This window comes from Hymenobacter metallilatus (assembly GCF_003944705.1).
Lineage (GTDB): Bacteria > Bacteroidota > Bacteroidia > Cytophagales > Hymenobacteraceae > Hymenobacter > Hymenobacter metallilatus.
The window spans coordinates 32,634-50,644 of sequence record NZ_RWIS01000012.1; the positions used below are offsets into that span (position 1 = coordinate 32,634).

15 protein-coding genes are annotated in these 18,011 nt (G+C 61.3%); 11 read left to right on the forward strand and 4 right to left on the reverse strand.

The genetic code is table 11. The annotated features are described in order from the left end of the window. The first annotated feature begins 247 nt into the window (after window positions 1–247). The 8 genes from EI290_RS16690 to EI290_RS16725 all read left to right on the forward strand — a co-directional run bounded on the left by EI290_RS16690 (window position 248) and on the right by EI290_RS16725 (window position 9,997). On the forward strand, window positions 248–886 hold the full coding sequence (locus EI290_RS16690; protein ID WP_125432705.1) for a (2Fe-2S)-binding protein: 639 nt from the start codon (window positions 248–250) through the stop codon (window positions 884–886). A gap of 95 nt (window positions 887–981) precedes the next feature. Continuing rightward, a complete protein-coding gene (locus EI290_RS16695) occupies window positions 982–1,962 on the forward strand; it encodes an FAD binding domain-containing protein (protein ID WP_125432707.1) in 981 nt (326 codons plus the stop codon). A gap of 19 nt (window positions 1,963–1,981) precedes the next feature. Then, window positions 1,982–4,324: a xanthine dehydrogenase family protein molybdopterin-binding subunit gene (locus EI290_RS16700; RefSeq protein WP_125432709.1), complete on the forward strand. Its 2,343-nt coding sequence runs from the start codon at window positions 1,982–1,984 to the stop codon at window positions 4,322–4,324. 130 nt (window positions 4,325–4,454) lie between these two features. Continuing rightward, window positions 4,455–5,633, forward strand: coding sequence for an XdhC family protein (locus EI290_RS16705; protein ID WP_185817045.1), 1,179 nt, complete (start codon window positions 4,455–4,457; stop codon window positions 5,631–5,633). Window positions 5,634–5,753: 120 nt separating this feature from the next. Then, entirely contained in the window at window positions 5,754–6,362 is a 609-nt protein-coding gene (locus tag EI290_RS16710; RefSeq protein ID WP_125432713.1) for a nucleotidyltransferase family protein, read from the forward strand. A gap of 87 nt (window positions 6,363–6,449) precedes the next feature. Further along, the gene (locus tag EI290_RS16715) at window positions 6,450–7,856 is read left to right on the forward strand and encodes an MFS transporter (protein ID WP_125432715.1); all 1,407 of its coding nucleotides are present in this window, start codon (window positions 6,450–6,452) and stop codon (window positions 7,854–7,856) included. A 104-nt stretch (window positions 7,857–7,960) separates the two neighbouring features. Continuing rightward, the gene (locus tag EI290_RS16720; protein ID WP_125432717.1) at window positions 7,961–8,479 is read left to right on the forward strand and encodes a DinB family protein; all 519 of its coding nucleotides are present in this window, start codon (window positions 7,961–7,963) and stop codon (window positions 8,477–8,479) included. Window positions 8,480–8,554: 75 nt separating this feature from the next. Next, window positions 8,555–9,997 carry a delta-60 repeat domain-containing protein gene (locus EI290_RS16725; RefSeq protein ID WP_125432719.1) on the forward strand — a complete coding sequence of 481 codons (1,443 nt, stop codon included), beginning with the start codon at window positions 8,555–8,557 and terminating at the stop codon, window positions 9,995–9,997. A 7-nt stretch (window positions 9,998–10,004) separates the two neighbouring features. Here EI290_RS16725 and EI290_RS16730 read toward each other — a convergent pair whose 3' ends face one another. The 3 genes from EI290_RS16730 to EI290_RS16740 all read right to left on the reverse strand — a co-directional run bounded on the left by EI290_RS16730 (window position 10,005) and on the right by EI290_RS16740 (window position 13,008). Then, window positions 10,005–11,678 (reverse strand): amidohydrolase, encoded by a 1,674-nt coding sequence (locus tag EI290_RS16730; protein ID WP_125432720.1) that lies wholly within the window; start codon window positions 11,676–11,678, stop codon window positions 10,005–10,007. A gap of 28 nt (window positions 11,679–11,706) precedes the next feature. Then, entirely contained in the window at window positions 11,707–12,150 is a 444-nt protein-coding gene (locus EI290_RS16735) for a hypothetical protein (protein ID WP_125432722.1), read from the reverse strand. 84 nt (window positions 12,151–12,234) lie between these two features. After that, window positions 12,235–13,008 (reverse strand): AMP nucleosidase, encoded by a 774-nt coding sequence (locus tag EI290_RS16740; protein WP_125432724.1) that lies wholly within the window; start codon window positions 13,006–13,008, stop codon window positions 12,235–12,237. A gap of 277 nt (window positions 13,009–13,285) precedes the next feature. On the opposite strand from EI290_RS16740, the gene EI290_RS16745 reads away from it, so the two are divergent. From EI290_RS16745 to EI290_RS16755, 3 genes are all read left to right on the forward strand, one after another. Next, window positions 13,286–13,687: a type I restriction enzyme HsdR N-terminal domain-containing protein gene (locus EI290_RS16745; protein WP_317127478.1), complete on the forward strand. Its 402-nt coding sequence runs from the start codon at window positions 13,286–13,288 to the stop codon at window positions 13,685–13,687. Window positions 13,688–13,828: 141 nt separating this feature from the next. Next, the gene (locus EI290_RS16750) at window positions 13,829–15,679 is read left to right on the forward strand and encodes a PAS domain-containing sensor histidine kinase (RefSeq protein WP_125432728.1); all 1,851 of its coding nucleotides are present in this window, start codon (window positions 13,829–13,831) and stop codon (window positions 15,677–15,679) included. Between the two features lie 4 nt (window positions 15,680–15,683). After that, the gene (locus EI290_RS16755; protein WP_125432730.1) at window positions 15,684–16,097 is read left to right on the forward strand and encodes a response regulator; all 414 of its coding nucleotides are present in this window, start codon (window positions 15,684–15,686) and stop codon (window positions 16,095–16,097) included. Here EI290_RS16755 and EI290_RS16760 read toward each other — a convergent pair. Next, complete coding sequence (locus EI290_RS16760) at window positions 16,094–17,983, reverse strand: LTA synthase family protein (protein ID WP_125432732.1); 1,890 nt, start codon at window positions 17,981–17,983, stop codon at window positions 16,094–16,096. The genes EI290_RS16755 and EI290_RS16760 overlap by 4 nt on opposite strands. Window positions 17,984–18,011: the final 28 nt, after the last annotated feature.

An 18,011-nucleotide genomic window follows, 5' to 3' on the forward strand; every position in this document is an offset into this window, starting at 1 on the left:
TAACAGGGCTGAGAATAGGCATCAGCGTTGCTTTGGCTGGTTGAGCATGGCTATATAGCCATGCGCGGCGCAAAAGCGTGTACCTACCTCAACAATGCTGACACACCGCCGTACACGAAGGTATAACGCTGCTGTCAGCTACTAAACCAGGATGGTGTGTTCCGGCCAAACCCGTTGGTCTGCCCGCGAATAGTTATTTGGAGTAGAGGCGGATATGTGGTGCAGACTTTTACTTCAACTCCCGGTTATGGCAACAGCATCTTCTCCTGAATCTTTGGATGGGCCGCAGCCCACGCCCCGCCCCGAGGACGGTACCCGTCGCTCGTTTATGAAACAGGCGGGTGGCATTTTGGGCCTGGCCCTGGCTCCACCCATCGTATCGCAGGCCGAGCGGCTGGCGGCGTATTCCAAAACGGTAGAGGGCGTCAGCACGCTGCGGCTGAACGTGAACGGGGCCGTCCGCACCGTGCAGGCCGAGCCCCGGGTGACGCTGCTGGACGCGCTGCGCGAGTACCTGGACCTGACCGGCACCAAGAAAGGCTGCGACCATGGCCAGTGCGGGGCCTGCACCGTGCTGGTAGATGGCAAGCGCATCAACAGCTGCCTCACGCTGGCCGTGATGCACCAGGGCAAGCAAATTACCACCATTGAGGGCCTGGCTCAGGGTGATAAGCTCCACCCTATGCAGGAAGCCTTTCTCAAGCACGACGGCTTCCAGTGCGGCTACTGCACCCCCGGCCAGATACTAAGCGGGGTAGCCTGCGTGCAGGAGGGCCACGCCACCACCGACGAGCAGTGCCGGGAGTGGATGAGCGGCAACCTCTGCCGCTGCGGGGCCTACCCCAACATTGTGGCCGCCGTGCGGGAAGTAGCTGGCAAAAGTTGAATGATGCGTGCTGAGTGCAGAATTGCCCATGGGCAATTCTGCACTCAGCCAAACGCAATTCATAACTCATCATTCAACTCTCAACACTCAACAAAGTGAACAACTTCAGCTATACCCAGGCCAGTACGGCCAAGGAAGCCACCGGCATCCGCAAGGACCAGCCGGCTGCTGCCTACATTGCCGGCGGCACCACGCTGCTGGACCTGATGAAAGCCAACTTAGAGGAGCATCCGCAGCTGGTAGACATCAATATGCTGCCCTTCAAGGGCATTGAGCAGACCAAGGACGGACTGCGCATTGGGGCCATGGAACGCATGAGCGACGTGGGTGAACACCCGCTGGTGAAGGAGCAGTTTCCGGCCGTGTCGGAGTCGCTCTTGCTGGCGGCCTCGCCCCAGCTGCGCAACATGGCCAGCATCGGGGGCAATATTCTGCAGCGCACCCGTTGCGGCTACTTCCGCGACGCGGCGTTTCCCTGCAACAAGCGCGTGCCCGGCTCAGGCTGCCCCGCCCTGCAGGGCGACAACCACAACCTGGCTATCCTGGGAACCTCCGAGTCCTGCATTGCCACGGCCTATCCCGGCGACTTGTCGGTGGCCCTGGCGGCCCTGGATGCCGTGCTGACGCTGGAAAACGCCAAGGGCAAGCAGCGCCGGGTACCCGTTACGGAGTTCTACCTGCTGCCAGGCAACACCCCCCAGAAGGAAACGGTGCTGGAGCCCGGGGAACTGATTGTCTCGGTGCTGATTCCGGCTACTGCCCACGCCCGCCGCTCCACCTACCTGAAGGTGCGGGAGCGGGCCAGCTACGCATACGCCCTGGCTTCGGCCGCCGTGGGGCTGGAGGTGCAGGGCGGCACCATCCGCTCGGCCCGGGTGGCCCTGGGCGGGGTAGGAACCACGCCCTGGCGCAGTCCGGAGGCGGAAAAAGCCCTGGTAGGGCAGCCGGCCACGGAAGCCACTTTCCGGGCCGCCGCCGCGGCCGCATTACGTGGTGCCCAGCCCCGCGAGCATAACGGCTTCAAGGTGGAGCTGGCCCAGAACACCCTGGTGCAGGCCCTGCTGAAAGTAGCCTAACCACTGACGTCTTGCAACCATGGATTTTACAGAACAAAGCTTCTTCGAAACCAACCCCCAGGCCGGGTCGGTAGGGCAACCCCTGGACCGGGTAGATGGCCGGGCCAAAGTAACCGGCCAAGCCCGCTATTCTGCCGAATTCAACAACCTGCCCGGGCTCTGCCACGCCGTACTGCGCACCAGCGACGTGGCCAAGGGCCGCATCCAGAGCATCGACGCCAGCATGGCCCTGAAGCAGCCGGGCGTGCTGGCCGTGCTCACGCACCAGAACCTGCCCAAGCTGGCCAAAACCCCCAACGACCCCGAGGGTAAAAAAGCCATTGGGGCCCCCATGGGCTTTATGCCGCTCACCTCGGATGTAGTTCACTACGCTGGCCAGCCAGTGGCCCTGGTGGTGGCCGATACGCTGGAGCGCGCCCAGCACGCGGCGGCGCTGCTGAAAATTCAGGTGACGGCCGAGGCTCCCATTGCTTCCTACGAGGATAAGAAGGCCCAGCTGTTCGACCCCGAAAAGGTACAGGACGGCAAAACCAAGGCCCGTACCGTGCGCGGCAACCCCCAGCAGGCCTTTGCCGCCGCGCCGGTGCAACTCACGCACACCTACGACCACGCCATCAACCACCACAACCCCATGGAGCCCGGGGCCACCACCGCCCACTGGGAAGCCCCCGACCGCCTCACCGTGTACGATGCCACCCAGGGTGTAACGCGCACTCAGAAGGCCCTCAGTACGATGCTGGGGCTGTCGGCCGAGCAGGTGCGGGTCGTGACCAAGTACCTCGGAGGTGGCTTCGGTTGCAAGGGCTCCAGCTGGCCCCACACCGTACTCACGGTGCAGGCCGCCCGGGCGGTAGGCCGGCCGGTGAAGCTGGCCCTCACGCGCCCCCAGATGTTTACCAGCATGGGCCACCGCGAAGACCAGACCCAGACCCTGAAACTCGGGGCCACCCGGGACGGGAAGCTCACGGCCCTCATTCACGAAAAAACCTCCACCACCTCGCCCTGGGACAACTACGCGGAGCCCAACAGCAAGATCATCAACATCCTTTACGAGTGCCCTAACTTCGAGGCGACCTACCAGCTGGCCCGGGCTAACGTGATGACCTCCACGTTTACGCGGGCCCCCGGCGAAGCCCCGGGCTCGTTCGCCCTCGAGTGCTCAATGGACGACCTGGCCTACCAGCTGGGCCTCGATCCGCTGGAAATCCGGCTGCGCAACTACGCCGAGAAGGACCCCAGCACTGGCCAGGCCTGGAGCAGCAAAAGCCTGAAGCAGTGCTACCAGCGCGGCGCTGAGCTGTTTGGCTGGAGCAAGCGCAACCCCAAAGCCGGCCAGACCCGCGACGGCCGCCTGCTGGTGGGCTGGGGCATGGCAACGGCCAGCTATCCGGTGCACAACAACCAGGGTACGGCCCGGGTGCGCCTTTACGCCGACGGCCACGCCCTGGTGCAAACCGGGGCTACCGACCTGGGCACCGGCACGTACACCGTAATGACCCAGGTAGCCGCCGACTCGCTCTGGATTGCGCCCGACAAGGTGCGCTTCGAGCTGGGCGACACCAAGCTGCCCACGGCTCCCAACTCGGGCGGCTCAGTGGCGGCGGGCACGGTGTCCTCGTCCATCTACATGGCGGCGCAGGATGTGTGGCAGAAGCTGATTAAAGTAGCGGTGCTGGATAAAAAGTCGCCGCTGTACCGGGCCAAGGCCGCCGACGTGGAAGTGAAGCAGGGTCGCTTGCAGCTGAAATCGAACCCGCAGAAAGGTGAGAGCTACGCCGACCTGATGAAGCGGGCCGAAATGTCGGACGTGGAGGGTAACGGGCAGGGCCGCTACGGCAGCGGCTACGAAGACGCCCAGGCCGCCGCCAACGCCGACCCCACCAAAAAGGACGAGGCCGGCAACCACTCCATGCACTCCTTCGGGGCCCACTTCTGCGAGGTGAAGGTGGACCCTGACCTGGGTACCGTGCGCGTAACGCGCTGGGTGAGCGTGCATGGGGCCGGCCGCATCCTCAACGCCAAAACTGCCCGCTCCCAGATTATCGGGGGCAGCATCTTCGGCATCGGCTCGGCCCTGATGGAAACCACCGTGCGCGACCCGAACTACGCCCGCTACACCAACGCCTCCCTGGCCGATTACCACATCCCCGTCAACGCGGATATTCCGGACATGACGGTGGAGTTCATCGACGAAAAAGACCCCTACATCAACGCCATGGGCGTGAAGGGTATCGGGGAAATTTCGATGGTGGGTGTGGCCGCCGCCGTGGCCAATGCCGTGTTCCACGCCACCGGCAAGCGTATCCGCAGCCTGCCCATTACGCCGGATAAAGTGCTGGCCACGAAACCCATGCAGGTGTAGCAAACCTGTCATGCCGGGTGAAGCGGAAAACCTGGGTCAGCCGGTAAGTGCTAAATCCAGATTCTCCGCTTCGCTCGGCATAACAGCTTTTTGCCAACGCTACCAATTTGCTGCCGTATCTCTTTGCACCATGACTGAACTTCAACGCCTGCTGACTGCCTATGATGCGCACCGCGCCGCGGGCCGGGCCTGTGCCCTGGCCTCGGTGGTGGATGTGGCCGGCTCGGCCTACCGCCGGCCCGGGGCCCGGATGCTCGTGACGGATGAAGGCCAGCTGACCGGGGCCATCAGCGGGGGGTGCCTAGAAGGCGACGCCCGCCAGCGGGCCCGCCGCACCATTCAGCAGGGCCGCCCCACGGTAGTTACCTACGACTCTACTGACCCCGACGACGACCTGCAATTCGGGGCCGCCCTGGGCTGCCAGGGCATCGTGCAGATATTGCTGGAACCCCTGGACTTTCAGGACCCCAACAACCCCATGGAGCTGTTGCGCCGCTGGGCGGCGCAGGCAACCTCACCAGCCGTAATTGCCACCGTGTTTGCCACCGCCGGGCCGGCCTCCGGAGTAGTGGTGGGCCAGCGCTTGGCCTTACTGCCCGACGGTACCTTCAACGGAACCGTATCCTCACAGGCGGGATTGTATCCGCAGTTGCTGGCGGCGTGCCAGGATACGTTGGCGGCCGGCCAACCGGCTACGCACCATTACGATGCCGTTCGGGTGAGTCTGGAAATACTGCGCCCTCCGGTACGCCTTACGGTGTATGGCGCCGGCAACGACGTGCAGCCGCTGGTACGCCTGGCGGCCGGCCTCGGCTGGCAGGTGCGGGTGGCCGATGGCCGCCCCGCCCAGGCCCAGCCTGCCCGCTTCCCCGAGGCCACAACCGTAGAAGTCCTGACGCTGGCGCAAGTGAAGGAGCAGCCGTACGACGGAAGCCTGACGCTGCTCATGACCCACAACTACTACTACGACCTGGAAGTGCTCCGCCATTTGCTGCCGGACGCTTCTACGCGCTACATCGGGCTGTTAGGTCCCCGCAAAAAGTACGAGCGGCTGCTGGAAGACCTTCACCAAGAAACTCCCGACGCCGCCGCGCAGCTGCAGGGCCGCATCTACAGCCCGGTGGGACTGAACCTGGGAGGCGAAACACCGGAGGAAATTGCCCTATCTATCATTGCTGAAATTCAGGCGGTGCTGACGGGCCGCCCGGCTGGCTTCCTGCGCGACTCGCCCCACCCGATTCACCCACCTCTGCGCGCCACCGCACCGCTGGTACCGGAGGGCAGGGTAGATGCCGTGTGCGGCCTATAGCGCGAGGCACCTGCTCTGCGTAGCAACACGTGCGGCCCGGCCGGCATCAGGTTGGCTGCCTTACTCTGTAGTACTGCCTGCAGCACGTGAAGCAAACACTTCACGCCATAAGTCCTCGTCATGTCCGACGCCATTATCCTGCTTGCCGCTGGTTCCTCTACCCGCCTCGGCCAGCCTAAGCAGTTGCTGCCCTACCAGGGCCGGACGCTGCTGCGCCGCGCCGCCGAAACGGCCGCAGCGGCGGCGTCCGGGGGGGCGGTAGTGGTAGTAACGGGCGCGCTGCACACCGAGCTCTTGCCGGAGCTGGCGGGCCTGCCGGTGCAGGCGGTCCACAACCCCAACTGGACCGCTGGTATGGGAGCATCCATCCAAACCGGCCTCAACTTTCTTGAAACCCGGCCGCAACCTCCCACGGCCGTAACGATACTACTCTGCGACCAGCCTTTCGTAACGTCCGGGCTGCTAGCGGAGCTGCGCGCTACGCACCACCGCACCGGCCAGCCCATTGTGGCTTCGGCCTACGCCAATACCCAGGGGGTGCCGGTGTACTTCGCCGCCGGGGCGCTGCCGCTGCTGCAGGCGCTGCCGGCCGAAGCCGGAGCGGGGCAGCTGCTGCGCCGGCACGCCGCCCTGGTAGCATCCGTGCCGTTTCCGCTGGGTGCCGTGGATGTGGATACGCCCGAGCAGTACGCGGCCCTGCTGGCAACTTCCCAGGCAGCCACGCACTAGCTTACCCCGCCACAGTCTGGAAACCCGGCAACGGCCGCGCCGGATTTGCGTTATCTTGCTCGCACTCTACCTCAATCCCCTCCTTGTATGAGCGACGCCACCGCCGCCGTAACCCCGCCCGAAGTGGGCTTCGAAAATATTCCCAAGGATGACAAGCGCATTACGCGCGGCTGGACCTTTTACGACTGGGCCAACTCGGTGTATCCCTTGGTGATTACCAGCTCCATCTTTCCCATTTACTGGGGCGCCATGGTGAAGCAGGTAACGGGCACGGACAGTGGCAAAAGTCCAGTGGATTTCCTGGGCTTCCAGGTGCCGGGCTCCTCACTGCTGACCTACGCCATATCGGTTGCCTTCCTGCTCATTGCCCTGATTAGCCCTTTCCTCACGTCGTTGGCTGATTTCTCGGGTCGCAAGAAACTGTTCATGCAGATTTTCTGCTACCTCGGGGCGGCCTCCTGCGCTGCGCTGTTTTTCTTCACTCCCGATACCTTCACGGCCAGCACCTTTATCTTCATTTCCGCCACGGTAGGCTTCTCCGGCTCCATCGTGTTCTACAACTCCTATTTGCCGCTCATTGCGTCCGAGGAAAAGTACGATTCATTGTCGGCGCGGGGCTTCTCGATGGGCTATGTTGGCTCGGTGCTGCTGCTGGTTATTTGCCTGGGGCTGATTATGGGGCACGATAAAATCGGGCTGGAAGAGGGGTTCGCCACCCGGTTGGCGTTCCTGCTTACGGGCCTGTGGTGGGCTGGTTTTGCGCAGATTCCCTTTTTCACGCTACCTCCCGACCCCGGCCGCCCCGCTGGTGCCGCCGACGACTCGGGGTGGCTGCTGAACGGCTTTCGGGAACTGGGTAAGGTTTGGGACCAACTTAAGCATCTGCCCAACCTCAAACGGTTCCTGTTGGCCTACTTCACCTACAATATGGGCGTACAAACGGTGATGTACGTGGCTACCATCTTCGGCGACGAGGAGCTGAAGCTGGAAAGCTCGGCCCTGATCCTGACGATTTTGCTATTGCAGCTGGTTGGTATTCTGGGTGCCTACCTCTTTGCCAAACTCTCGGAGCGCATCGGTAATACCCGCGCCCTAAGCTGGTCGGTATTTATCTGGATGCTGATTTGCGTGGCGGGCTACTACGTGCAGGCGGGCTGGAGCTTCTATGCCCTGGCCTCAGTTATCGGCCTCACCATGGGGGCTATCCAGAGCCTTTCCCGCAGCACGTATTCCAAGATTATCCCGGAAAATACGCCCAATACGGCCGCTTTTTTCAGCTTTTTCGATGTAACCGAGAAGTTGAGTATCGTAATTGGAACAGCGGTGTTTGGCGTTATTGCTCAGATAACGGGTTCTATGCGTAACAGCATTTTGTCGCTGATTGTCTTTTTCGTGCTAGGGTTAATTTTTCTGCTTACGCTACGCGGGAAAAAGCTGCGCGACGAGGTGCACGGAGCCGATCCAAAGCTGGCCGAAGGACTTAGCGGGAATTAACGGCTGCCAGGTGCCGCTGGCAGCTAGCCATAAATTTCAGTACTTGCCCACGAGCACCGGCTGCCCCGGTGCTCGTGGGTTTTTCTATTCAATTTCAGTTGCGCATGCACACTTCCTCCCTTCAGCAAAACATTCTCGCTGAGCTCGACCACGAGCTGGCTACCACCCGCAAGCTCCTGGAGCGGGTGCCCTACGAGAAGGCCGACTTCCAGCCCCACCCCAAAAGCATGAAGCTCTGGCAGCTGGCCACGCATATTGTGAATCTGCTGGCGTTCAAGCAGCTGTTCGTGCAGCACGCCTCCCGCGACTTCCTTGACCCCAACGGCCCCAAACCGGGCCCCACACCCACCAGCCTGGAGGAACTGCTGCAGCGCTTCGACCAGTACAGCGCGAGCCTGCGCCAGGCCCTGCAGGATTCTGACGACGAGCAGCTAACCGGCAGCTTCCGCCTGCACCGCGGCGAGCAGACACTGCTGGAACGCCCTAAGGCCACCGCCATCCGCATTATGGGCCTCAACCACAGCATACATCACCGCGGGCAGCTGTCGGTGTACCTGCGCCTGCTGGATATTCCGCTGCCCGCCATGTACGGCCCCAGCGCCGATGAGCAGGGCTGGATGTAAAAAAACAGGGAATGTATTGTAGTTAGATAAACGTGTATATTTCAGGATAATACAAGCTCTGATATCTATTTTCTTATGCTCCCAGTCCATACGTTGTTCGTTGGTTACGCGGCCGTGGGTGCCGCCATGCTGCTGGTATGTTTGCCCGCCCGTGCCCAGACCACTCAGCTCGACCCAGCTTTTCGGCCTGTGCAGGCCACGATGCTCCAAAACGGAGTACCAGTACCTGCAACCATCCAGGATGTGGTGCGGCAGGCGGATGGGAGGTACGTTATCGGCGGAAATTTTACGGCCATTAATGGGGTAGCCGCTTCCGGGCTGGCTCGGCTAGAGGCCGATGGTACCGTTGATGTGGCGTTTACGAATACCGTCCGGACAGATGGTCCGGTTACTTCACTGGCTTTGCAACCCGATGGTCGTCTGGTGGTGGGAGGGAGCTTCACTACGCTGGCGGGCTCCGCCAGAACTTACCTGGGGCGCCTGGAGCCTTCCGGAGTACTCGACGCCTCGTTTGTGCCATACACGCCGCCTGCTTACGCCGCAGGCGGCGTGAGCAAAGTACTCCTACAGCCCGATGGCAACGTACTGGTGCTGGGCCGGTTCAACCTGCGTGGTGCGGGCCAGCCCGAGCAATATCTGGTGCGGCTAAGTGGCAGTACCGGTCAGGATGACCCTGGCTTTCGATTCGCCCTGCCTACTCCCGATACGTCTCCGCGCACCATTCGACTACAGCCCGACGGGCATATGGTGCTGGGAGGCAACGGCCCCTCTTACCGCCAGGCACTGCTGTTGGGTCGGCTGCGGCCCGATGGCACCCTGGATGGTAGCTTCAGTGCTCTGGAAAGCACCTTTACCTCGGAGCTGAATGCTTTGGAGCTGGATGCGAGTGGCCGGATCTATGCGGGCGGCATGTTCCAAAATGGCAATGGCAACCCCTTCCTGCGTCGCTACTTACCCAGCGGGGCTCTTGATCCGGCCTTTCTTTATCCCCGAACATTTACCGTGCAGAACGCAGGTACCGTCAGGGCGCTGGCGCTGCAGCCAAACGGACGCTTGCTGGTTGCCCAGGCCAACGGGGCAGAGCGGCTACTGCCCAACGGCAGCTTCGATACCAGCTTTACTGCAACTATCGGAGGAACAATCCAGCGGTTTTTGGTACAGCCGGATGGGGCTATTCTGGTGGCTGGCGCTGCCCTTACGGGTACCACAGCACCAAGTGCCGTTGGGTTGGTACGCCTGCTCGATGCTAATGTGCTGCGGGTGCAACCCTCGGTAGCGGAAGCCCGCACGGCTGCCTGGCCGGTGCCGGCGCATGAGGTGCTCTGGCTGGAGCTGGATGCCAGCAGCCGGCCCCGGCGGGTACAGCTGCTGGATGCGCTGGGTCGGACAGTGCGCACGCTGGAGCAACCGGCTACCTCGCTTCAACTCCCCTTGGCCGGTTTGCCGGCTGGCCTTTACTGCCTGCAGGTAGAATATGCCGGAGCAGACCGGGTAATGCGGCGTCTTGTGCTGGAGTAGGCTTTACTTATTTCCCCCGCGAAAAGAGTTGCTCTCCGGCAATCCAGGTTTGTTGCACCCGGGCGGTACGCAAGGTTTCCTTAGGGGCTTTCAGCAGATCAGTGGTCAGCACCACAAAGTCGGCCACCATACCAGGGCGGATGCTGCCTTTCTGCTTGTCCTCGAAAGCGGCGTGGGCTGCCCAAACCGTCATGCCCCGCAACGCATCTTCCCGGCTTAGGGCGTTTTCCATCTGGAAACCGCCCGCGGGGTAGTTCTTGGCATCCTGCCGGGCTACCGCCGCATGAAAGCCGAACAGCGGATTGATGTCTTCCACCGGAAAATCGGAGCCCAGCGCCACCTGCCCATACTGCTTACGCAGGTCGTTGTAGGCATATGCGGTTCGTAGGCGCTCTGCCCCAAGCCGCTCCCCGGCCCAGTACATATCGGACGTAGCATGTGTGGGCTGCACCGAAGGCACAATACCATATTGCCCAAACTTCGGTACATCGGTCCGGCTCACTACCTGGGCGTGCTCAATACGCCAGCGCCGGTCCATTTGGCCCTGCAGCGCCTCCCCGTAAATATCCAGCAGCAGACGGTTGGACGAGTCGCCGATGGCATGTGTGTTCATTTGAAACTTGCTGGCTGCCAGCTGCTTGGCCAGGTTGCGGAAATCGGCTACGGAGGAAAGCAAAAAACCGGTTTCCCGGGGGCGGTCAGCGTAGGGGTGCATCAGGCAGGCCCCCCGGGAGCCCAGGGCTCCATCGGCGTACACTTTGAAAGAGCACACGGTAAGCCGGTCCTGGAATACCGGCCCGTTTTTCAGGTAGTAATCCTTGTTTTCCTGGGTGGGGGCCAGCATGGCGTAAAGCCGGAGCTTGAGCTTGCCCTGCGCTTGCAGAGCAGCCATTCGGTCGATGTTGGCTTTGTCGAGCCCGGCATCGGCGAGGCTGGTGAGTCCTACGGCCACGCAACGCTTCTGGGCCTCCAGGAGGGCCGCTTCGGCCTCGGCTGCACTGGGTTCCGGAATGTTGCCTGCCACCAGCCGCACGGCATTATCAACCAGTAGCCCCGTGAGCCGGCCACGCACATCCTTGGTAATGGTGCCCCCGCTGATAGGAGTGCGGGCCGTAACGCCGGCCAGGTCCAGGGCCTTCTGGTTGACGAGGGCCGCGTGACCGTCAACCCGGATGAGGAAGACGGGTGTGTTGGGAAACAGAGCATCCAGGGTGTCTTTGGTCGGGAACTGCTTGCCGGGCCAGTCGTTCTGGTCCCAGCCCCGGCCCGTGAGCCAGGCTGCCTGCGGGTACTGCCGACGATGCTGCTGCAGCTTCTCAATCACCTCTGCCCACGAGCTGGTGCCTACCAGATCGGCATCGCGCAGGCCCAGGGCGTAGCGGTAGAAGTGGCAGTGCGCATCGTAAAACCCCGGATACACGAACTGTCCCTGGGCATCTACCTCCCGCCGGGCCTGGTAGGCAGCCCGGATTTCTTCGGCAGTGCCAACTGCCACAAATCGGCCGTCTTTCACGGCAAAGGCCTGGGCCGTGCTAAAAGCCGAGTCTACGGTATACACCGTGGCGTTATACACCAGCAAATCGGCGGGTTGGCGGGAGGTAGAGTGGCAGCCGGCCAGAGCAAATACTGCCGCTGCCAGGGCCACAACGGGCCGCCAGCTGCGCAAGAGCGAAGAAGTCATGCTGCGAAAGTACACAGCCCGCCCGCATTCACCGCATCTGACTGGCGCGGGCTTTGCGGGCGCACTTTTTCAGCCAGTGGCGGGCACTTTCCTCATCGGTGAAGCGCTGGAAATAATAGGGCAGGCCCGGGCTTTCGGGCTGCTGGGGCGTATATGGCATAGCCAGCATACCAGCCAGCTGGTAGGGAGCCATTACATAGGCCAGGTATACGGGGTTACCCAGGCAGGGCTGCAGCTGCGGGAAGTACTCCTCAGTCAGCCACGATACATCGGCGGCCCCAAGCGGCGACAGCCGCCGGGTAATGTCAATGAGCCAATAGCAGCACTGGTACTCGGTGGCGGTTGTCAGCAGCTGGGCATAGCCCTGGTGCAGCTCAAAGGGCATTACGGAGCGTTGCCACTCACCCAGCAGGGTGCGCCGGCGGCCTTCGTAGCGGATGCGCAGGTAAGGCGGGGAGGGGACTTCGGGCATACGCAGGGCTGGGTTGGAAATACAAAGGGCCTGAGCTTCACTATATACTAGGAAACCCAGACCCTGCACGCGGCAGAGAATGCCTTATTCGAAGCGCATGTGCTTCACCGATTCTCCGGAGTTTTTCAGCTCCAGCAACGATTCAATTCCAATCTGCAGGTGAGAGTTGACAAAGTCAGCCGTTACCTTCTTGTCGCTTTCTGATGTTTTCACGCCTTCCGGCGTCATGGGGTTGTCGCTCACCAGCAGCAGGGCACCGTGTGGAATCTCATTCACAAAGCCCACGGTGAAAATAGTAGCTGTTTCCATATCTACCGCCATGGCCCGGATCTGCCGCAGATATTCCTTGAAATTTTCGTCGTGCTCCCACACACGGCGGTTGGTGGTGTACACGGTGCCGGTCCAGTAATCTTTCTCGTGCTTCTTAATCATGCTGCTCACGGCCCGCTGCAAACGGAAAGAAGGCAGGGCTGGTATTTCGGCCGGCAGATAGTCGTCGGAAGTACCCTCGCCCCGGATGGCCGCAATGGGCAGGATCAGGTCGCCGAGCTTGGTTTTATTTTTCAGGCCCCCGCATTTTCCCAGGAACAAGGCAGCTTTGGGCTTGATGGCTGAAAGCAGATCCATTACGGTTGCGGCCATGGGGGAACCCATCCCGAAGTTGATGATGGTAATGCCATTGGCCGTAGCTGTTTGCATGGGCTTGTCGAGGCCGCGGGTTTCCACCCCAAACTGCTCGGCGAACATGTGCACGTAGTTGACAAAGTTGGTGAGCAGAATGTACTGCCCGAATTCGTCCAGGGGCACACCGGTGTAGCGGGGTAACCAGTTCTCAACGATGTCGGCTTTGGTTTTCATATGACTGGATGGTTAGATTGTTGAGTGGAGTAGAGGGCTGAGCTGGTGGATGATTGGTTGGTTGAAGGACTCGGCTTCGACAAGCCGGCTAACACTTCAGGCCTCTGACAATTCACCAGTTTGCCGGGTACAAAAAAACCGTCGGAACCCAGCGAACAGGGTGCGACGGTACGGGGCGAAAAGCGGGAGTTGACTGCCCAGGGCCGTACCTTTGGAGGTGATGCAAGAGTTGAACCTGCCGCCTTTCGACTGCAAAGTTATACAATCCGGCGAAAATTTGCTAATCTGGGACGTGCTGCGCCGCCGGAACGTGGTGCTGACGCCCGAGGAGTGGGTGCGTCAGCACGTGGTGCACTACCTCATCAACCACCGCCGCTACCCCAAGGGCCTGCTCAGCCTGGAACGGGCCCACCAGTACAACCAGCGGCAAAAACGTACCGATCTGGTGGCCCTGGATAGCAACGGCCGGCCCCTGCTGCTGGTAGAATGCAAGCGGCCCACGGTGCCCATTACGGCGGCCGTAGCCATGCAGGCTGCCACCTATAACCAAACCATCGGGGCCCCGCTGCTGCTGCTCACCAACGGGCTGCAGCATTTCTGCTGGCGCGTCAACTTCGAGCAGCGTACCAACGAGCAGTTAGCCGAAGTACCGGTTTATAACCCAGGGCTGAAAGGGTAAGGCAGGCTGCCCGCTCGGGTGGTGGGAGAATTGCGGCAAATTGTGTTCTTTAGAAGGATGTCCCTCAGGTGTTCCGCCCGCTGGTAGCTGTGTAGGCGGGGCGGCCTTTTTTTCCCTTCAAGCCTGCTCCGGCCCCTGCTTATGAATAACTCGGATATGCTGCTGGGAAATGTGGAGTTTGCGCAGAGTCCAGAACCGGCCTTGTTGCTGGATGCAGCCGGCACCATTCGGCTTGTTACGGCCGGGCTGGCTCAGTTGGTGCGCCAGCCCGCTGGCGAGCTGCTGGGTCGCGCCCTGGCTGACCTGGCAACCCCGTACAAGGCGCTTACCGCTCCAATGGCAGTAGCCCAGGCCGCCACCGGTACACCCACGGAATACGAAGCTTGGCTAGAGGTGCCTGGGGAGGCGTTGCTGGTCAGTTTCAGCTTGCTGGCCCTGCCCCGAGCGGTGGCACAGCCCTGCCTGCTTTATGCGGTGGCCAGAGTACTAACACCTACCACGCCCGCCCAGGAACTGCTAGAGCAGGAGCGGCACCTGTCCATCATCTTCAACACAATGACCGATGTTGCCTTTGTGTTGGCTGCCGAGGAAGAAGGACGCCGATTCCGGTTTGTTTTTGTCAACCAAGCCTTCGAAAAAACGACCGGCCTGCCAGCCACGCAGGTAATAGGGCGGCTGGTTACCGATGTAATTCCGGAGCCCGCCCTTACTCAGGTACAGCAGTACTATCAGCGGGCCTTACGTAGCCGACAGCCAGTGATGTGGCAGGAAGTTTCGGAATATCCCAATGGCCGCAAAATTGGGGAAGTCCACATTACTCCCCTGTTTATTGAGGGCCCGGTCCGGAGTTGCCAGCTGGTGGGTATTGTACACGACCTTACCCGGCAAAAGGAAACTGAGGCTCGGCTGCAACTCAGCAATGAGCGGTTTCAGTATGCCATTAAGGCCACTACGGATGCCATTTATGACTGGAATATTGCGGCCGATACGCTGTATTGGGGAGAGGGATTTGAGCAATTGTTTGGTCATAGGCTGGAAACGAATCCCACCCCGTTCAGTAAGTGGGCCGACTACGTGGAGCCCGCTGAGCACCACCGTGTAGTGGAAGGCCTGCGCCATACCGCTTTCCGGACCGCCAACGAGTTCTGGCAGCAGGAGTACCACTTCCGCCGGGCCGATGGCTCCTGGGCAGTGGTATTCGACCGGGGTTATTTTCTGCGGGATGCGCAGGGGCAGCCCATTCGCATGATTGGGGCCATGCAGGATATTTCGGACCGAAAAGAAGCAGAAGAACAGCAGCGCCGGCTAACGGACAGGCTGATTAAGCAGAACGCCGATCTACAGCAATTCACCTATATCATCTCGCACAACCTGCGGGCCCCGTTGGCCAACGCTCTCGGGTATGCTGATTTGCTGTCTCGCATTGACCGGAACTCAGCGGTGTTCGAGGAGTCGCTGCGCCATCTGAGCACCAGCATCCAGTTGCTGGATGCGGTGCTGACCGATGTGAACAGCATCCTCTCCATCCGGGACCAGCAAGACAGCGGCCGCACTGAGCCGGTTACCGTGAGCCAGGTGTGCCGGCAGGCGCTGGTGGGGCTGCAGCAACAACTGGAGGAGTGTGGCGGAGAGTTGCGTTGTGAAATTCCGGAAGGGTTGCGGATACTGGGAAACCGCGCCTACTTTCACAGTATCTTTCACAACCTTGTGTCCAACGCCATCAAATACCGCTCCGACGCCCGCTCCCTGCTGATAGAGATACAGACTACATCTACATCCGACCAGCACACCGAAATTACTATACGCGACAATGGCTCCGGTTTCGACCAGCACCAGGGTGACGTGTTTCAGCTGTACCGGCGTTTTCACTCGGATAAGCCGGGGCGAGGCATTGGCTTGTTTCTGGTGAAGGCCCACGTAGAGTCGATGCACGGGCAGATTGCCGTGCAGAGTGTGGTGGGGGTAGGTACGCAGTTTACGCTCCGGTTCTAGTTATATGCAGCTGAAAACCTACCTCATCGACGATGATTCCCTTAGCATCTACCTGACCGAGCAGCTGTTGCGGGCCGAAGAGTTTTCCACCGTCATTCATACGTTTCAATCGGCCAGCCAGGCGCTGCAGCGGCTGGTGCAGGAGAAAGAGCCGCCGCCACAGGTTGTGTTTCTGGATCTGAACATGCCGGTGATGAATGGCTGGCAGTTTCTGGATGCGCTGGCTCCCTATGAGGACAAGCTGCTGGGCCGCTGCCACATCTACATTCTCACTTCCTCCCTCGCCCTGTCCGACCTGGAGAAATCCAAAGAATACGACCTGGTCTCCGGCCTCATTCACAAGCCGATTGATACCGAGGAAATCCGCGCCATCCAGTCGCAGTTGAATACGCAGGAGCCCTCCGCCGGGCCGGGCTAGCGGTACAGTGTATTATCGAGCAGGCCGTCGGTGAAAAACTGGGTGGCTGCTTTCAGCTCCTTGCCATACTGCTGTGCTTTTTGCGGGTCGGGGTGGGGCCAGGGCGCGTCGGGCAGCTGGTGGGTACGGTAGGGGTAGAGGTGAACGGTATTGTTGGCGGTAAGCTCGGTTACGGCATCGTGATGCACCAGAAACAGGGACCCCCCACTCAGGAAAAACGCCCGCCCCGAGTTCCGGGTGTCAAATACCGAGTAGCCAAAGGGCAGCAGCTGGTGGCCGGCCGGAATGTTCAGCAAATCCAGCACCGTGGCTGGCACGTCGGCCTGCTGGGTGATGCGGTGCACATCGGCGGGGGGCAGTGCGCGGCCCGGGTGAAACAGCAGCAGGGGGGTTTTGTAGTTGCCCAGCGTGTTCTGGTAGTCGGCCCGCTCCGACTGGGAGGTGTGGTCGGCCAGCAGAATGAACAAGGTATTGCGGTACCAGGGCTGCCGGCTGGCCGTTTTGAAAAACTGGCGCAGCGCAAAATCGGTGTACCCGATTACGCCGTGGATGGGAAGCGTGCCCGCCGGAAAGCGGCCCGCGTACTGCCGGGGTACCTCAAACGGCTCGTGGGAGCTGAGCGTGAACACCGTGGAAAAAAAAGGCTGCTGCTGCTGACTTAGCTGCCGGGCGAAGTACTGCAGGTAAGGCTCATCGGCAATGCCCCAGTGCCCGTCAAAATCCGGACTCTGGCTGGCACCAGGATATTCATTCAGCCCGTAATAGCGCTGCACCCCGGCAATGCCGCTGAAGGTGTTAAACCCCATTGTACCGTTCTGGGCCCCATGAAACACGGAGGTAGTGTAGCCCTGGCGGCCCAGCAATTCGCCCAGGCCGTGCAGCTCATCCGTCTGAAAAGTGGAGGTAATGAATGGATGCTCGTTCAGGGAAGGCAACCCCGCCAGCACGGCCGGTAAGGCCTCAATGGAGCGGCGGCCGTTGGCATAATGGTCCCGGAAAAACAGCCCCTTGGTTGCCAGCGAATCGAAAAACGGAGTGTAGCCCTGCCCGCTGTTTTCAAAGCCAATGTACTCGGAGGCGAAGCTCTCCAGCAGCAGTACCACCACGTTGTCGCGGGGGGCACCGGGGCGGGGGCGGGGCGGCAGTGGGGCCAACGCCCGCCGCAGCGAGTCAGGGGAAGTAAAAAACTCCCGCCGCTCCAGGGTTTGGGCTCCCAGGCTTTTGAGGAAAGTAAACGTGCTGTTCAGGGCCACGTGGCCCAGCACTGGGGGCGTCTGCATGAAGGCGTGTCCGGTGCGCAGGGGCTTAAGCTGCACCCCGCCCCGAATGCCCAGTACCACCAGCCCGCCCAGTACCAGCACCTGCCCCAGGTAGCGCAGACCTGCCGTAGCACGGTGAACCGGCGTGGGAGTTGGGTTGGCTGGCCGGGGCATCGGGTACAGGTACCACAGCGCCGCCAGCAGCACCCCGAACGGTACCAGCAAAAACCAGTATTGCAACAGCAACTGCCCCGCCTGCCGGCGTACATCGTCGCCGATAGTGAGCAGCTCGTTGCTGGTGCGCCGTCCGATGAAGCGGAAATACTCCACGTCAATCAGGTTGAGGGCCACACCCAGGCTGTTGAGCAGCAGCCACACCACCCGCAGCATACGCTGCCACAGCTGGTGGCGGCTGGGCACCAGGCTCAGCACCAGCCACGGCAGATTCAGCAGCAGCAGGCCCGCAATATCAAACCGGAAGCCGTGCCAGAAGGCTAGAGCAACCTCGCCGGGCGTGGCCTGGAAAGCCGCTTGGTTGAATAAGTAGAAACCTAGGCGCAGCAAGAGGTACACGCCCAGCAGCAAAGAAAACCGACGAACCAGCAGGCGCAGAAACTCGGAGGGCATACGTCAGATACGGGAGGCCGAGCCCCCC